10 protein-coding genes are annotated in these 18,169 nt (G+C 38.7%); 7 read left to right on the plus strand and 3 right to left on the minus strand.

Features of this window, described 5'->3' with window-relative positions; all coding sequences use genetic code 11:
• The first annotated feature begins 128 nt into the window (after positions 1 to 128).
• Both RYX56_RS08110 and RYX56_RS08115 read left to right on the plus strand, forming a co-directional pair.
• Positions 129 to 1,139 (plus strand): C40 family peptidase, encoded by a 1,011-nt coding sequence (locus RYX56_RS08110; protein ID WP_317121569.1) that lies wholly within the window; start codon positions 129 to 131, stop codon positions 1,137 to 1,139.
• A gap of 186 nt (positions 1,140 to 1,325) precedes the next feature.
• Entirely contained in the window at positions 1,326 to 3,233 is a 1,908-nt protein-coding gene (locus tag RYX56_RS08115) for a S8 family peptidase (RefSeq protein ID WP_317121570.1), read from the plus strand.
• 58 nt (positions 3,234 to 3,291) lie between these two features.
• Here the strand turns inward: RYX56_RS08115 and RYX56_RS08120 are convergent, their stop codons facing one another.
• Together RYX56_RS08120 and RYX56_RS08125 are read right to left on the minus strand one after the other, a co-directional pair.
• Positions 3,292 to 5,361 carry a leucine-rich repeat domain-containing protein gene (locus tag RYX56_RS08120; protein ID WP_317121571.1) on the minus strand — a complete coding sequence of 690 codons (2,070 nt, stop codon included), beginning with the start codon at positions 5,359 to 5,361 and terminating at the stop codon, positions 3,292 to 3,294.
• A gap of 26 nt (positions 5,362 to 5,387) precedes the next feature.
• Positions 5,388 to 8,087 carry a CotH kinase family protein gene (locus tag RYX56_RS08125; protein WP_317121572.1) on the minus strand — a complete coding sequence of 900 codons (2,700 nt, stop codon included), beginning with the start codon at positions 8,085 to 8,087 and terminating at the stop codon, positions 5,388 to 5,390.
• A gap of 237 nt (positions 8,088 to 8,324) precedes the next feature.
• Between RYX56_RS08125 and RYX56_RS08130 the strand changes: the two genes are divergently transcribed.
• The 5 genes from RYX56_RS08130 (at position 8,325) to RYX56_RS08150 (ending at position 15,338) form a co-directional block, all read left to right on the plus strand.
• Positions 8,325 to 9,077: a polyphosphate polymerase domain-containing protein gene (locus RYX56_RS08130; RefSeq protein WP_317121573.1), complete on the plus strand. Its 753-nt coding sequence runs from the start codon at positions 8,325 to 8,327 to the stop codon at positions 9,075 to 9,077.
• Between the two features lie 19 nt (positions 9,078 to 9,096).
• Entirely contained in the window at positions 9,097 to 9,786 is a 690-nt protein-coding gene (locus RYX56_RS08135; RefSeq protein ID WP_317121574.1) for a DUF4956 domain-containing protein, read from the plus strand.
• A gap of 128 nt (positions 9,787 to 9,914) precedes the next feature.
• Entirely contained in the window at positions 9,915 to 12,116 is a 2,202-nt protein-coding gene (locus tag RYX56_RS08140) for a M14 family zinc carboxypeptidase (protein WP_317121575.1), read from the plus strand.
• Between the two features lie 175 nt (positions 12,117 to 12,291).
• Entirely contained in the window at positions 12,292 to 14,361 is a 2,070-nt protein-coding gene (locus RYX56_RS08145; protein ID WP_317121576.1) for a 5'-nucleotidase C-terminal domain-containing protein, read from the plus strand.
• 182 nt (positions 14,362 to 14,543) lie between these two features.
• On the plus strand, positions 14,544 to 15,338 hold the full coding sequence (locus tag RYX56_RS08150) for an SGNH/GDSL hydrolase family protein (protein WP_317121577.1): 795 nt from the start codon (positions 14,544 to 14,546) through the stop codon (positions 15,336 to 15,338).
• Between the two features lie 292 nt (positions 15,339 to 15,630).
• On the opposite strand, the gene RYX56_RS08155 is transcribed toward RYX56_RS08150, so the two are convergent.
• On the minus strand, positions 15,631 to 18,165 hold the full coding sequence (locus RYX56_RS08155) for a bifunctional 2',3'-cyclic-nucleotide 2'-phosphodiesterase/3'-nucleotidase (RefSeq protein ID WP_317121578.1): 2,535 nt from the start codon (positions 18,163 to 18,165) through the stop codon (positions 15,631 to 15,633).
• Between the last annotated feature and the right edge of the window lie 4 nt (positions 18,166 to 18,169).

Raw genomic sequence — 18,169 nt, forward strand, 5'->3', positions numbered from 1 at the left:
AACTGTAATCTCCTATTCTCATAATCTATGCTAGACTTAGCACTATGAAAAATATGTAGAAATAATATAATAATCTAAAAATTTAATAGAATTATACATAATGAAGAGAAATGGAGTGTTAATAAAATATGAATAAGAAGCTAGTAGCTTTATGTATGAGCCTTGTCATGCTGATAACACTCATACCAGTAGAACAAGCATCTGCCTCGTCTACAGCAGATAAAATTGTAAGCATTGCAAAAGAATACACAGGAACACCTTATCGTTACGGGGGTACGACGCCAAGCGGTTTTGATTGCTCAGGATACATTCAATATGTATTTAATAAAGAAGATATCAGCTTGCCACGAACAACCTCTCAACAGGCTCGTGTCGGTACCTCTGTAAACAAGTCTCAATTACAAAAAGGTGACTTAGTCTTCTTTGACATTAACGGAAGCGGTATTTCTCACGCTGGGATCTATATCGGAAACGACAACTTTATTCACGCGTCCTCTTCAAGAGGTGTATCAGTGGCCTCTGTTAATGATCCACACTACTGGAAAGACCGTTATCACAGTGCTCGTCGAGTGATCGAGCCAGAAGTTACCAAAGAAGCATTAGAGGAATTACCTGCAGGACAATATCATGATGTTCGTTCTAACTTTTGGGCACGTACGGAAATTAAACGAGTAGGTGAACAAGGGTATATTACAGGCTATGAAGGAAGTATTTTCAAGCCAAACAACGATGTAACGCGTGCACAAGTTGCGATTATTTTATCTCGTACTCTTGATTTAAAACCAACCGGTAACACGGGTGACTTTAATGATGTGAATAAAAACTTCCACGCCTATGATGAAGTAATGGCTGTAGCAGATGCTGGTTTATTTAACGGCAATTCTTCTGGAAACTTTAACCCGAATGAGCCGTTTACACGCGAACATTTAGCGGTTGTTTTCAGTCGTGCATTTGATCTACCAAATGCGTCTCAAGAGACGGCATTTAAAGATGTTGACCCTTCACGTCAATCATATAGTTCTATCCAGCGTCTAGCTGCAAGTGGAATTACAACGGGTTATGAAGATCAAACGTTCCGTCCGGGCAATACGACAACACGCGCACAATTAGCTGTATTCTTAGATAACGCTATTAATTAAATGGTTTACTAGAAGAGCGATGGACAATCAGTCCGTCGCCCTTTTTGTATCTTGTTACTATCAATACCCGCTCTTTTGATAAATAAACCCCTTTATTTTTGTAAGTTAAGTTCCATATTCAGTAAGGCTCTTATATAATGAAACTAGCAGATTTTTTCACTTATTTACGAGAAAGTTGGTGAAGTGTTGAATAGCACTTTGAAGCATACTATTATTCTCTTTCTATTTTCATTCTTCTTCTTTCCTTCTATAGGGTTAGCAGAGACTGAGCCGTATATTGTTACCTTTGAAGAGGAGGCAGATATTGAAACTCTTCGCGAATATGACCTTACGATCCTTGAGGAATTTTCATTGTTTCCTGGGGCGGTTATTGAAGCCGATTCTGAGGAATATTCAATCATTAAAGACCTTCCTATCATTCATGAAATTGAAAAGGATCAAACCTTTAAGGTAGAAGCAATGTCTACTGTAAATTGGGGGATTGATCATCTCTTTATTCCTACTGCTTGGGCTTCTGGTTACACAGGAAAGGATGTAAAGGTAGCCGTAATTGATAGTGGAATCTCTCCTCACCCAGCACTTAAAGTCGTTAAAGGTAAATCAATGGTTGATTATACAACGTCTTACTCAGATGATAACGGGCATGGAACTCATAGTGCCGGTATCATCTCTGCTAGAACAAATAATCAAACAGTCGGGGTTGCTCATGGAGTTCAGCTATATGCCGTTAAAGCATTAGATCAAGAGGGGAATGGCCGCTTAATTGACACGATTCGCGGTATTGAGTGGGCAGTAGATGAAGGGGTTGAGTTGATTAACCTTAGCCTTGGTACGCTTCAACCTTCTACTGCTCTTAAAACAGCGGTTGACAGTGCCTATGAAAACGGGGTTCTCATAGTAGCGGCAGCAGGCAATAAGAAACAGAATTTTTCAGAACCTAAGCCGGTCGAATTTCCTGCAAGGTATGGCAGCGTCATCGCTGTATCAGCGATTGATTCACGGAATCGACTTGCTAATTTTTCAGCAACCGGACCAGAAATAGAGTTCACTGCACCTGGAGTGTCTATCTACAGTACTCATTTAAACAACAGTTATCGTCATATGAACGGCACCTCAATGGCTACACCATTTGTAACCGGGATTTTAGCCCTTTATAAAGAGGCGTATCCAGATAAAAAAGCAAGTGAAATTCGCTCACTCGCCCAGCAATCTGCCAAGTCATTATCAGGGTCCAGTCGTAGTGAGCAATTTGGTTACGGTCTTATACAACCACCAACACTTATAGCACCGGAAGGTCTAAATAGCACGGTGACAAAACGACATGATAACAGCTCTGCTTCAGTATCTCTATCTTGGACTTACCCCGAGAAAGACCGCATTAAGTCTTATCGGATTTATCGAGATGCTAAGCTTATAGCAACAGTACCTACGTTGAACTTTGAAGAGCAACTAGAAGCAGGAACGTACGAGTATTCAGTTGCCGCTATTGACTCCAACGGAATCGAATCACCTAAGAGCAGTATATCAACTCTTAAGATAGAAAGATTAGCTTCAGAACAAACTTTCTATGACGTAAAAAAAGACTTTTGGGCTTATCCGAATATTACGTTCTTGTCGTCTAAAAATATTATTACAGGCTATCGAGATGGTAGCTTCGATCCCAACGCCTCTGTAAGACGTGGACAGGCAGTGACGATGATTGCACGTGCCCTAGAATGGGAGTTTGAGTCAATCGATACTTCTTTTAAAGATGTAAAATCTGACTACTTTGCATCAGGAGCGATTCAAGAAGCCGTAGATAAAGGAATTATTAATGGATTCTCAGATGGTACATTTCGCCCTAACGCTCCTATCTCTCGTGCGCAAATGGCAGCAATAGTCGGGAAGGCTTTCATGATTGAAGGTTCTTCTATTGCCGCATATCAAGACATCTCAGAAAATACTACTGGATACAGGCAAATTAACAGACTAACTGAAATGAAAATTATTAAGGGGTATGAAGGAGGTCTTTATAAACCTAATCAACCCTTAACAAGAGCTCAATTTAGTGTGATTCTCTCACGCATTCTTGACGAAGAGTTTCGACTCCCATAAGTAAACAAAGCGAGAGCAACCATCTGTGGTCGCTCTCGCTTTGTTAGTAATTGTTTAATTAAAAAAGAGTGTTTAACTCATCTAAAATATAATCTGATCTATTTTGAATGAAATTCTCTCTTTCAGCATATTCTTGCTCCCATTCTAACTGATCTGCTGGGGGGAGTTCGGACTTAATAGCATTTTGCCACTCATCTAGTAATGATTGCTGCTGCGTTTCATCATAGATCGTTTCGAGATAAGACATATACATCTTTACAAAAGACTCGCGATGACCTTCATCCTCCATTAAGAGGTTAAAGATTCTAATTGCTAAGATATTTTGATACGCCTCATCATTTAACCATGCTTCTAAAACATCTTCTTCTGGATTAAATGACATATATGCTTGGTCATTTAACCACCTCCACCCTTTTTCAGGAGAGTACCATAGACGGCTTTCACTCAAGTCTTTTTTTCCATAGTAAGCTTGATGGATCATAAAATGAAAGAAGTTCTCAACATCCAGTACTTCTTCAATCGAGTTGATTTGTGGTTCGTTGTCTAAGATAGAGATCAGTTGTTTTAGCGCTTGGCCCTCTCCCTCAAGTAGAGTTCCATTTCCTTCAACAATTTCAATTTCCCTTTTATCACCTTCTACTATAGAAGCTAAGTAAGCTGAGTTGTAGCCAGCAGTTGTTAAAAACAGCCCCCATTTTTCTCCATTCATGTACACATTTACAGCCTCAATTGGGGAGGATTCTAACCCTTGAGAAGCTCCTGATACAATATATAGAGCTCTACTCATCATTGATTCCTCTGACAACATTGTATTGTGATGAATAATGATTGGACGTTGATGAGACGGGTCATATGCTTGGAAAAGCTCAAATTGGAATGAGGATACCCCGTACTCTCGGTCACTTAATAGCATAAGCGATGGATATTCATAGTTTGTTTTATCTCTGTTATACACACGGATGCCTGCTGATTGGGAGAAGCTAGGCTCCTCCCCTTCACCAGGCTTAAAATAATCTAAAGCCACTTCCCGTTCCCAGTCAAGACCTTTCATCGTACGATTCTCATTAGCAAGAATTCCTCTTTCTTCTCCGTAGAGGTGCGCGGGATTCATCACTAAAGAAAGTGTGGGATGGACTGACGCTGTATTTTCATCAAAATAATACGTTCGTGTTAACGTTTCCCCGACGTCTCCATTAGGCAAGAAAAGCTTAGCTCGAATGACCGTATCCTCTGAAATTGTTACAGGTGAGCGATACGCTTCTGATGAAGTAGTCGGTTCACTTCCGTCTAAAGTATAACGAATTAACCCCTCGCGTTGACTCGATAGGCTTAAATCAAAGGCGCCTTCCACAAAGCCACTATCCTGAGATGCTATTACTCGAAGGGTAGGATCAGTAAAGTCAATATCATTTACACGATGGTAGAGACCATCCAATACTGGGTCATTCTCATATGGGTTCCCCTCTACATATAAACGATCCTGTAATAATGGTAAGTTCTCCAACGCTTTAAAGCTTTCAATCTGATTATTTCTTACATTCAAATCCTTTAAGTTTGCGAATGTTTCTAGAGGTGATAACTCTTCAATTTGATTATCACGCAAGTTAAGTATTTCAAGGTACTCTAAATCAGAAAGCGGACTTAAATCTACAATCTGATTATCACGTACATTTAGATCAACCAAAGATGTTAGTTGTTCAACCCCTTCTAGAGAAACAAGTAAATTATCTTCTACATTTAACTCACGTAATTGTGTAAGTTGTGGCAACTGTGATAAATCGCTTATACGGTTATTTTGTGCATTTAATCTTTGTAATTGAGGTGTGTATTTTAATGGCGTCAAATCTGAAATAGAGTTATCTCGTATATTAAGTTGACGTAAATTCGGGAAATAATGCAAGTCCTCTAAATTTTCTACCCCACGTCCACGCAAAGATAAAGCGGTCATGCTAGCTAAATCCTGTTCACGTATAGGACGATCTAGTTGGAGCTCAGCTTGAACAGCCAGCTCCAATTGATTATCTGCAAATTCTACTCTCGTATCAGTGGTCAGTGAATAGGCAACTAACCAACCAATTGATACCACTACAGCCAAACCAATGGCCGCGACCCACGATTTTCTCTTCATTCGTGATGTCCTCCTTATGTTCCTTCTCACTCTGTTACTTCAACCTCGACAACCTGAATGATGTCCTCACCTTGTTTTCTAGTTAACAAGGACTTTCCAGGAGCAATTGCTACTGCTTCTACTGCATCGGCATCTGCTATTTCCATAACTGTCTCATCGCTTGTTAACCATGCACCTTGTCCAATTGAATAGGTGTCTCCAACTTCTAATGTAACGCGTTCTTTTTCGTAATGCTCGATTTGAACATCAATACTTCCGAGCTCCTGTCCTGAATCACTAATAAGGTAAAGCACTGTTTCTCCCTCATCCATGAATCTAACAGTGTTGGTACCTTCCTCTATGCTCGCAATTCCTTCATCATCAGCTCTTAGTTCTATTTTTTCATTTTGGTAAGTAAGTTGCATCGGTGTATTCGTTAACCACTTGAGTTCGCGATCCCCGGCAGCACCTTCAACATCCAATGACTTCCCGTTCACTTCGATCTGTTCCCGTAAGGATGCACTTATATTTAACGTTGCTACCCCATCGCGATCAAAGAATTGAGCAAATTGAGCTAGAATATAAGCAGGACGCTCTTCTGCAAATTGCCTCATTCCATTCACATTACCATTCCAACGCTCGATCGATTCAGGTTTTTCCCAACGTTCAATATGCTTAGGCATCTCTGGCTCAATTACTTGCGCCATTTCTTCTAACATTGGTATCGTTCTACTTGGATGAAACACGGTATCTAAGTAAAGGCTCATTCGACCAATGAACTCTTCGCGGAAATGGTCATTTTCCAATAATGAGCGTAGCTCTAAAGTGGACCAGTCTGGATTAGGCATTGAATCTTGACCAGCTTCCGTTGCCATCGCTAGAGAGTGATGACGGTAAGCATGAGGTCCCCCGAACCGTCCAAATCCAAAGTCTAGATCGTAAATAACCCAACGCCATAACCCGTCCCCACCGCGATCTCTATAAAAAGAGCGGTTGTTACCAGGCCAGTCGGTGTTACGAACAAAAATTTCAATCAGGTTATAATCGATGAAATTATCGATATCAATCCATTTAGAAATCTGTTCATAATGCTCGTCCTCTGACAAGTCATTGTTTCGAATATAATCTTGAACCTCAAGATACTGAGCATTACGCCCTTCATTCACTACCTGACCATTGTTATCAAGAAAATCTAAGTTTCCAGGGTCAATCCCTTTTACATCTTCAAAATAATCAGCATCGTAACGTTCACGTATATTATAGATCCCCCAGTACTCTCCATTAACATAAAGAACAGCTGGTTCATAATTTTGTGTTTCGATATCAATTTGACCCTTTACTAATGTTTGTAAATAGCCATCTCTAAATAATGTGTGGTTGTAGTCATTACCAGAGTTCCGTAGAAGCAAGCGTTTATATTGCGGATGGTCCTCTTCTCCAAAGAATGGATAATTAAAAGTAGATTTTCCATAATCGCTTCTGGCATATAGTCTAAACGATTTTCGATCATAACCTCTCGAGGCCCCACCATGAATTCTTATCCCTGCCTGTTGAGAGAGAGTTAACTCTCCACTTTCATCAAAGTATTCAAGTTTGATGGGTCTCTCCCACTCACGACCCGTCATCGCATAATTCCCAGTACTTGCGGGGTCCCCACTGCGCGGGTTCATGTTTACCCCAGGTACATAAATGCCTATTTCTTCATCAAACAGATTTCTTGGATCTGTGCTCACAGACACAACAGGTAATTGTGACATTGTATTGAACAGATAGGTTTCACGAATTTCATCCCCTTCTACACCTGTCGAGGATATCGCTTTAGCGGTTAGAACAGTGGAATCTTCAATAACAATCGGTTCTTGGTAAATAGAAGAGTTCTCATCAGGTGTTGATCCATCTAATGTATAGTAAATGGCAGCGTCCGACTCAGTTGGTATCGACAATTCTACCGACACCTCCTGCTCTTTCTTTCCTCCTCTAACAGAAGGAACTACTTGATGGGACAAGTCCTCCCAATCACGATTGGCTATTTCTAAATAAAAGCCCTCTAATGAATCTAACGAAACAAAAGGGTTTCCTTCTATATATAGTTCCTCTCTAAGGCTTGCGATTTGTTGTAACGGACTAAAGTCTTGAATGAAATTGTAGCTAGCATCGAGCGCAACCAAATTATCGAGAGTGCTCAATGGACTAATGTCTGTCACATTATTTCCATTGATATTTAACGTTTCTAAAGCAAGAAGTGACGAAATTGGGTCGATATAAGAGATTTGGTTATCAGCTAGATCTAAAGTCAATAATCGTGACAAACGTTTTAATGATTGAGTATCACTCACCCTGTTCTCGGCAGCTGATAAGCTCTCTAGGGCGCCTAATTGTTCAATGCCGTCAATCGACTTCACTTCATTATTAGTAATGTTTAAGTGAACCAACCGTCTCAATCTTAATAAAGGTTCTATATTCTCAATGTGATTATTTGAAACATCGAGCGTGTTTACATAAGCAAATTTCTCAATACCTCTTAGAGATTTAATAGTTGAGTTACTCAAGTCTAGAGAAGTTATTTGTCTTAAATCCTCATCTGTTAGTTCGTTAAGTGAGTCGACCTGAAGTTGATTCATAAGAGCGGTTTCTAAGGCGGGATCATCAATCTGAATCTCTGATGCACGGCTTTCATTCAACATATAAAAGCTTACGATCCAAATTAACACTAAGCTCATAAGCATTAACATGATTTTTGTTTTCATCTTGCATAAACCTCCACATTTCTTTCGTATATGTAAAATTACCTTCAATTCATTCCAATATTTCCATTCAATAATTGTCATTAAAATTTGCCATATTATAAGCATTAAAGCTCAATGACAGGTCTAGACATCAATGTTATACTGTATCATGTTAACATATTGTAAAGTTTATTTGATCAATTTTATTTTTTTGTAAATTTCATGTTAAACTATTCTCTTGGAAAAGGGGGGAAATCCATGGCGTTGGAAATCTTTAGTAGATACGAATTAAAATACTTGATTCCCTATCATGTTTATCAACAAATAGTACCTCATTTACTTGAGCGTATGAGATATGACAAATTTGGCGATCAAGGTCGATATAATATTATCAGTTTATACTTCGATTCTAAAGATAAGAAAATCTATTATGAAACTCGGAACAAATTACGCTTCAGGCAAAAATTACGTTTACGTATTTATGATGACGCAGGCTTAGAAGATGCTGCTTTCCTCGAAGTGAAACAAAAGTACAATAACGTGGTAAACAAAAGACGCACAAAAATTAAGCTGAAAGATGCTTACCACTTCTTAGATACACAATCACTTCAACATAAACACCAATACGATGTATCTAACCCACAAATTTTAAATGAGGTTCATGCATTCCGTAACTTATACGAGCTTGATCCTAAAATCATCGTTAGCTATGACCGCCAAGCATTTCACGGCTTATACGAAGATGATTTGCGCGTTACATTTGACTATAATCTGATGTGCCGAGATGATAACTTAGCCGTCGAGACAGGACCATTGGGTCGAAATTTTGTGGCAAATGATCTTGTTATTATGGAAGTAAAGGTAACACATAGCGTTCCGCTCTGGTTAACTCGCCTTCTTAGTGAATTAGAATGTGAGAAGAAAAGTGTCTCCAAATTTTGTACAAGTATTGATTTAGCAGAAAACAAAAGAAAAGAACCCTTCCATTTAAAAGAAAAAGTATTTATATAACGTTTAGTAGGAGTAGACTATGAATCAATTTATTAATGAATTACAGTATTTTTCAGATTTCACCACTCGCTCAGCAATCATTGAGTCTTTTGCAGCTATTTTACTTAGTTTTGTATTAAGTCTCTTAATCACTTGGGTATATCGCAGAACTTATACTGGCGGACAATATTCCCAATCATTTGTACACACTATCATTATTATGTCCGTTGTTGTTTCCGTTATTATGATTGTAATCGGCAATAACATCGCTGTTGCCTTTGGACTTGTTGGTGCCTTTTCTATTATTCGTTTCCGTAGTGCAATGAGTGATCCAAAAGATATCGCATTTATCTTCTTCGGAATGGCAGCCGGTATTGCTTGTGGCCTCGGTTTCTACACGTTAGCTATTCTATTTGCTATCACGTTATCGCTATTAATCTTCATCTTGCACGGGGTTGATTATGGTAAAAAAGATAGCTTTAAAAAGACGTTAAAAGTAACGATTCCAGAAAACATGCATTACGAGAAATTATTCGATGAGCTTTTTACTCGCTTATTAGATGAATATACTCTTTTGCAAGTTGAAACAACGAACCTAGGAACCATGTATCAACTTACATACACGATTGTTCCTAAAGAAGGTGTCACAGACAAACAAATCATGGACGAGATTCGTGAACACAACGCTAACTTAAAAATCTCCATTGTTATGCCATCTCGTACATTTTAATAAAAAAGTTCGAAGCTCAATTTTCTCTGAGTTTCGAACTTTTTTATTTTTTTTTATAATTTTAGTCAATTACCCTTAATTTTCTAGTAAACTATCCATGGGACTAAATAGATTCGAAGGAGAGAACAATGAAAAAGTTGCATGGAAAGTCTTTATTTTTATTTCTTGGAGTTGTGATGCTCTACATTTTGTTTCTTCCTCAAAATGCTTCTGCATCAATTGTAAATCCTCATCAAGAGTATACATACGCACAAATGGAACGTGATATCCAACGTCTTGCACAAACTTATCCTGATTTAATTCAGTACGAAGTCATTGGAAAGAGCGAATATGGACGTAATATTTATGCTGTCGCTCTAGGTAATGGTCACTCGACGGTTTTTATTAACGGATCGCACCATGCTAGAGAATGGCTATCAACTAACCTTAATATGCATATGATTGAACAATACGCCCAAGGATATCGAAGCAATAGAAGCTACGATAACGGCCGCTATCCTATCCGCTCTATCTTAGACAACACAACCATTTGGTTCGTCCCAATGGTCAATCCTGATGGTGTAGAACTTCAGCAAAAAGGTCTTTCAGCCTTTCCTAGTAGTTCTCATTCAGGTTTAATTACTATGAATAACGGAAGTCTTAATTTCAAAAGATGGAAGGCCAATGCAAAAGGAGTCGATCTCAACCGTCAATATGATGCACATTGGAATAACATTCGAAACGACCCTGGCAGACCTCATTTTGAAAATTATAAAGGAACAGCCCCTCATTCAGCTAGCGAAGCAAAAGCAATGGTTGATTTCACAAGAAGAATCGACCCTGAAATAGCTGTGAACTATCACTCTAGTGGCGAGATTCTTTTCTGGAATTTCCTTCAGACTGGGGCTAGATATGAGCGAGATTTACGTATTGCAAGACAGATTAGCTCTTTAACAAGCTATCCTCTTATCTTTGCAGGATCTAACCCTTCTGGGGGCGGCATGACTGATTGGTTTATTAATGACTTTCACCGCCCGGCCTTTACACCAGAGCTAGGTCGGTATGCCGGACCGACAAATCTACCAATCTCTGAATTTAACAGAATATGGGTTCAAAATCGTTATGTTGGCCTTTATGTTGCACAAGAGTCTCATAAACTCTATCAAGGTCGAGCAAGGGAAGTAGCAGAAAGAGAAGTAAGAAGTGCAGAACAGGAAGCAAATAAACTAGTCGATTATTATGTATTCTCTTCTCCTGATGATGTTGCGCTTACACCTGCTTTCCAAGCTCAATATGACAAGGCAAATGACCAGATTAATCATGCTGTACAGATTGTCAGATCGTTAAATGCCTCTGAGTTAAAACGCAATTTACAAGATCGACTTAATCGAGCAGTAGAGCTCAGAAGACGCGCAACGGTGACCATTCGAGTGATTAACCGTGGTGAACTATTGGATAGACGAGCTGAATTACTTGAAGAAGAATTCGCAAGAGGTACCGTATCAGACCGTGTCCGCATTCGTCGGGACAATGTTCTTATTGAGAGAGATCGAACAGAAGAATCAATCGAACGTGTTATAGGAGTTGGAAACCGTCGACTCTTTACGAATGCTTATGTTACATCGGTTAATGATTTATTACGCGTATCAGAAAATGCTTTTGTCAAAGATACTATTTTACTTCAAATAGAAGAGGAACTTGCAAAAGGAAATCAGGCAAAAGTAGAAGAGTTGCTTAGAAAGCTAGAGGAGCTAACCATCCCGAACGATCCAAGGATTGCTCCATTCGTTGAATCTCTAAATGCTAAAGAAGCTGAATTACGAGCAACAGTGAGTACAACTGAGGCATCTGAAGCTACTGAGGAGGAAGGTTCTGAGGAAGTGACTGAATCTGATGACGCAGAAGAAGTTCAAGAGATTGAGGAAACGGATGAAAAAGAAGATGTAGTTGAAATAGTTGAAGAGGAAACAGATGAAATAGAAGAAGATTTTACACCTGAAGAACTTGAAGAAGAGATGATCGATGAAGATCTAGTTGAAGATGAGAATAACCCTGAATTAGTAGCTACATTCAGTAACGATGTAGAAGAGGAAGATCTTCACTTTGTACTCTCTTTAAATGGTTACAATAAACTCAAGCTTATTGATATTACAATTAACGATATTACAATAGAAGACATCGAAATCTCTGATGAAGATGGCTCCTACTCTTTCTCCTATGAACTAACAGATGAGGAAAGAGAACAACTAGAAAATGGGGAGTTAATGGCTGTTATCACTCTTCAAATTGAAGATAATGAAGACATACACTTCCTTGAGCTTGAAGTTATAGCAGATGTGTCAACGGAATAACTTGAGATTAGGATACGAGCATAATCGCTCGTATCCTTTTTTAATTCTGAAAAATTATCAAACTTTATCTATTAATCTAAAAAATAAATATACATTGTCTAAATGTTCTACTATACTTAATTTGTACTCGCTTTCACACGAATGATAGCGAAAAAAATGTTACTAGGAGGAAAATATGAATCAATTCGTCGTTAAAAGTAAAATTCAAGCGATCTTTCTTACTTTATTAGTTGTCCTTTTTTCAAGTGCTGGACTCTCACTTCAAGGAACAGTCTTAGCTAACGAATCCGACACTGCCACTTTAAACATTGTACATACAAATGATATACACGCAAAAATCAACAATTTTGGTAAGATCGGTGCTTACATTGAAGCACAACGCGAAAACTCCTCTAACTTCTTATATTTAGATGCTGGTGATATCTTTAGTGGTAACCCTGTGGTTGACCTTAAGGATGGGGAACCGATCATTGAATTATTAAATGCTATGCAACTTGATGCATTGACCATTGGTAATCATGAATTTGATTACGGACAAGAAGCATTCGCAGCACGTGTCTTAGATTCTTCATTTTCTTGGCTAAGTGCCAATACAGAAGTAGTAGATGAAACCATCGCGATCGAACAACCAGATCCGTATGAAATTTTTGAGTTTGAAGAAGGACTTACAGTCGGTGTACTTGGTTTAACTCAAGCACCTCCAGCAACAGCTCCTGCAGGAATTGTTGGACTTCAGTTCCATGACCCTGTCGCTACAGCTCTTGAATTCGAATACTTAGCTGATGAGGTTGATATTCTTGTCGCTCTTACTCACATTGGTTACAGTGAAGACCGTAGATTAGCTGAAACCGTTGACTTTATTGATGTTATTATTGGTGGCCACTCTCATACAACTCTTAGTGAGCCACAATTTGTTAATGGCACAGCGATCGCTCAAACAGGTGGAGATGCTAATAACATCGGTAACCTTGAATTAGAGCTTGATTTAGAAACGGGTGAAGTTGAAGTAAAAGGCTTCCTTCAACAAGTATCCCAATTAGAAGCTACAAATGATGACATTCAAGCAATGGTAGATTCATACAACGCAGAAGCTGAAGAATTACTGAATACTGTAATCGGCTACACAAACACTGGGTTGACTCGTGATGGCCGTAATGTTGGAGATGTTCCTCTAGGTAACTTCTGGATGGATGCTGTTCGTGATTCTCTTGATGCTGACATTTCTCTTACAAATGGCGGTGGTATTCGCGCAAGTATTGCCCCTGGTGACATTACAGCAGGTGATATCTTTACCGTCGAACCTTTTGGAAATATTATCACAGAGAAAGAAATGACTGGAGCTGCGCTGAAAGATGTTATTGAGTATTCTTACTCATGGCGCAACCAAATCGACCTACAAACATCAGGTTTACACTACACGATTTACACGGATCAAGAAGGAAATTATGTTGATGCAGACTTATATGTAGATGGTCAGCCAATTGACATGGATCAAACATATACAGTAGCACTAAACAACTTCATCGCTACAGGTGGAGATGGGTATAACTTTGTCGGTGAAACTATCCAAGAAGATGCTGGTTTAGTGACAAATGCTATGATCAATTATGCTGGACTTCTTATGGAAGAAAAGGGTGCGATTGACTATGAAGTTGAAGGTCGCATTCAAGTAAAAGTGGTTGAAGAAGAGGTTGAATCACCTTTCACAGATGTTCGTACGAATCACTGGGCTTTTGACTATATCTATGTCCTAACTCAAGATGGTGTCATTAATGGCTATGAAGATGGAACATTCAAGCCTAGTAACAACATTAGCCGTGCTCATTTCGCTGCGCTTCTTACACGCACACTTGATTTAGAGCCAACAGGCAATACATCTAATCCATTTAAAGATGTGTCTGGTGAGCATACAAATGCGATCATTGCTGCATATGAAGCAGGGATTGTTCAAGGTAAACCAGACGGAACATTCGCTCCAAGAGATAATGTTTCACGCGAACAAATGGTACTTATGTTAATGCGTGCTTACGAATATGAAACTGGCGTAAAGATTGATGTTGAGCCTGCATTAAGCTTTGAAGATAACCATTCTATCAGCGATTATGCAATGGGCCCAATTCAATACTTGATGGACCTTGGAATTATTCAAGGAAAAGAAAATGGAAGAATCTTCGACCCACGTGGAGGCGCAACACGCGCTCAAGCTGCTAAAGTTTTATATTATTTTGGCAAGCTAGATTATTAATAAACAAGTAACACCCCCACACTTATAGCTGTGGGGGTGTTACTATTTAATAGAATTCCGTGAAATAATTAATAATAATGGTCAAAATTCCACTAATTCTCAATCCTACCCTTCCCCTTCCCTATCAGTTTCATTATAATAATAGATAGCATTCATAATTTATAAGGGGGGTTCTAATTATCTTGAAAAAAATCATATTACTGTGCGCCATTATCTTTTCATCTCTTTTCGTTCTTGCCTTTAGTCACCTCACTTATCAAGACAAACTACAAACAATTGCTACAGAAGCGAACCAAGGCAATTCAGGCGAAATTACAAGTAACACAACCGCTCAGAATAATGATAACGGACCTTCAGTTGTATCTACCACTCCTGATAGTTTAATTGATTCATGGAGCGATCAAAAAGAGGAAGACCCTGTTTTAATCACCTTTTTCGGCTCCGAATCTTTAACATATGAGTTAAATACTGAAGCCTCGTGGCCAAATATCGTTACGGAAAACCTGCAACAATATCTCTCTCCCGCTCTATTAGAGACAACGATTATTGACGCTGGAGCAGATTCTTCTTTGGAAGTATTAGAGAGTGATGTTCTAGACGATGTAATAGCTAGCCAACCCGACATTTTAGTATTTGAACCCTTTATGCTTAATAACAATGGGGAACTTCTAATTAACGATTCACTCGAAAGCTTAGAGAATATGCTTTCAATAATAGAAAGTGAATTAGAGAATACCGATATTATTATTATTCCACCTAATCCATTGTACAAAGCTGTTAACTATCCTACGCAGGTTGAAGAGCTCCAACAATATGTCGAGGAGAATGGTTATACATATGTGAACCATTGGGTAGCATGGCCTGAATCAGAGGATGAGGTGCTTCAAGAGTATCTAGAAGATGGTCTCCCTAATGAAGAGGGGCATCAATTATGGGCAACGTATATGACTGATTTTCTTACTAGTGAGCAAGAATAGAATACAGCCTCCTTTTTATGCTTCAGCATGAAAGGGAGGCTGTATTTGGTTATATGAACATATACTTGCCGAGAATTTGAACCCAGCCTACGATTGATAGCCAGAGAGGAATACTACATAAAGTTCCCCAAAACAAGCCTACAAAGAATGTCCCTTCCTTTTCCATATACAACCTCCACCATATAGTAACTATAGCTTATACATATATTTAAAGGTTTAAACAAAGGGAAGAGAATGAAAAAAAGCCCGAGAGCGGCGGTGACCGTCCTCAGGCTTTTTTGGTTACTTAAACTTAAAGCTCATCAAGGAACTCTAAGAAATTATGAAGCATTTTAGACATTTGAGCACGCGTTACAGGTTGACGTGCATTAAAGTTCTGCTCATCATTACCTGTGATAACATTCGCACGTAACACCATTTCTACGTCTTCTAATACTTCCTTATCAAGCTTTTTATAATCTTTGAAGTGATCTAACGTAAGGTCATTTAGCTTGCTTTCATCAAAGCTTTCATGTTGCATTGTGCGGTGAATCATTGAAGCAGCTTGTACACGAGTTACTGGCTCATTTGGAGCAAATGTACCGTCCGGTTTTCCTTTGATAATACCAGCTTCAATAGCAGCAGCTAATGCACCGTTCTCATTAAACCATTCTGTTCCTCTTACATCTTTGAATCTGCCATCGTATTCAACATCAGAAGTAATATCTAATGAACGACTTAACAACATAACGAATTGAGCACGAGTTAAGTGTTGGCTTGGAGCGAATGTTCCATCTTCTTTACCTGTAAAAATTCTTTTAGCAGATAAAACATCAATGTATTCTTTCGCCCAGAAACCATCGCGAACATCCGGGAATACAATTGGATCTGGTTGTGGCTCTACTTCAGGTTCATTTAAATCCATTGCAAACTTTGCAAATCCATTTCCTCCATCACCTACATACTTAATGTGAGAAGTTTGTTCTGCAAATGACTTTGCATCCTGTGAAGAAAGAAATGTTGCTGTAATGTCAGCGTTAATAGGTGCTAGTGACCAGTTATTGTCTGCAGATGGGTTAATCTCTTCTAACTCTTGAATGTACATAATTAAAGCTTGACGGTTCTCATCTGGAGATTGATAAATAACATTATCACCTGCAGCTGACAAGCCTGGGAAGCTTCCGCCACCAAATGCACGGTAATTATTCGTTACTACTACAAATTCTTGGCTTGGGTCAATCGGCTCACCGTTATACGTAAGATTCTTGATACGGCTTGAATCAGCATTTCTTAACGTACCATTTGGAGCGTATTTAGGTAGCTTTGTTACATCAATTTGATATTCAACTCCGTCAATTACATCGAAGTTATATGATCTAAATTCTTCATTAACAAGTGGTTGTTCTTCTGACTTATTAGGGTTGATGGTATTAAATTGACCAGCAGACATTTCTAACCATTCTTTCACTTCTGCTCCAGTTAATTTAACAGCTTTCACCGTGTTGTCATAAAGGTATAGATCACCAACGTTACGGATAGCAATATCACCAGCAGGGATATTCGTGTAATACTCTGCTCCGTTACGTCCACCAGCTTTAAATGGTGCAGCTGCAGATAGAATTGGAAGATCCGCATACTCTGTATCTTTTAACTTATCTTCTACATACCAAACTTGTGCTGCGTTAACAATTTGTACAGATGGGTCATCTTGCACTAAAGCAAAGAAGCTATTAATCGGTGCAGTTGTTGTTCCAACTGGACTACGAACATAATCAAGTGTACCTTCATGCCATTCTTTTACTAGTTCAACCATTTCTTCATCAGGTTGGGACTGTTCAGCAGAAACAATACTAGATTGTGAATCTACTACTTTCCACTCTCCCTCAACTTGTTGAAGTTCTAAGTCAATCATACCAAGATGGCTGCCCCAGTTGTTTGGCATAACTACAGGAACTCCATTAACTAATCCTTTTTCATTATCAATCGTTGCGATGTTATTAAAACGGCTATCTCCAGGGAACATGCCATGTTGATGTCCTGTAACAACTGCATCAATACCGTCTACTTTAGTCAAATCATAGACAGCATTTTCAGCACCAGGAGCTTGTTCAGTTGTTTCAATCCCTGAGTGAGAAATCGCAACAATTAGCTCTGCACCTTCTGCTTGCATTTGTGGAATGATTGTTTTCGCTGTTTCCGTGATGTCTTTAGTCACCACTTTACCAGTTAAATGTCCAGCATCCCAAGTCATGATTTGTGGAGTAACAAAGCCTGTTAATCCAACTTTAATGGTTTGAGTGTTGCCATTCTCGTCTACAAACTCTCTATCAACTACTACATATTGATCGAAATACGGCTCCTCATTTGTTCCCCCATTATCTTTAAATACATTAGCAGTTACAATAGGGAACTCTGCTCCTGCAAGTGTTTGATCTAAGAAATCTAATCCATAGTTAAACTCATGATTCCCTACAGTACCAGCATCATAATCTAATAAATTAAGCGCTGCCATAATAGGTGAAACTTCATTTTCTTTTAAGTTTCTATAAACATATTCTCCGAAAGGATTCCCTTGAATAACGTCTCCATTGTCAACCAAGATCGTATTATGATCCTCACGTAATTCTTTTAATAACGTTGAAATTTTAACTAATCCAAAAGCATTAGTCTCACGATCTGCATAATAATCATAGTTCATAATATGTGCATGAATATCAGTCGTTCCAAGTACACGTACCTTTAACGTGTCGTCATCAGCTGCTTGAACAGATGCTGATAATGGAAACAGTCCAAAAATAAGTGTGAAAATTAAAGCATAACTAATAATCTTGTTAAAAGATTTAGACATGTTT

It is taken from the genome of Alkalihalophilus lindianensis (assembly GCF_032843265.1).
Lineage (GTDB): Bacteria > Bacillota > Bacilli > Bacillales > Bacillaceae_D > Alkalihalophilus > Alkalihalophilus lindianensis.

What these genes read in the sequence shown, in the direction of transcription:
- RYX56_RS08110 (WP_317121569.1), top strand. Translation starts at nt 129, where the DNA reads ATGAATAAGAAGCTAGTAGCTTTATGTATGAGCCTTGTCATGCTGATA.
- RYX56_RS08120 (WP_317121571.1), bottom strand. Translation starts at nt 5,361, where the DNA reads ATGAAGAGAAAATCGTGGGTCGCGGCCATTGGTTTGGCTGTAGTGGTA.
- RYX56_RS08125 (WP_317121572.1), bottom strand. Translation starts at nt 8,087, where the DNA reads ATGAAAACAAAAATCATGTTAATGCTTATGAGCTTAGTGTTAATTTGG.
- RYX56_RS08130 (WP_317121573.1), top strand. Translation starts at nt 8,325, where the DNA reads ATGGCGTTGGAAATCTTTAGTAGATACGAATTAAAATACTTGATTCCC.
- RYX56_RS08135 (WP_317121574.1), top strand. Translation starts at nt 9,097, where the DNA reads ATGAATCAATTTATTAATGAATTACAGTATTTTTCAGATTTCACCACT.
- RYX56_RS08140 (WP_317121575.1), top strand. Translation starts at nt 9,915, where the DNA reads ATGAAAAAGTTGCATGGAAAGTCTTTATTTTTATTTCTTGGAGTTGTG.
- RYX56_RS08145 (WP_317121576.1), top strand. Translation starts at nt 12,292, where the DNA reads ATGAATCAATTCGTCGTTAAAAGTAAAATTCAAGCGATCTTTCTTACT.
- RYX56_RS08155 (WP_317121578.1), bottom strand. Translation starts at nt 18,165, where the DNA reads ATGTCTAAATCTTTTAACAAGATTATTAGTTATGCTTTAATTTTCACA.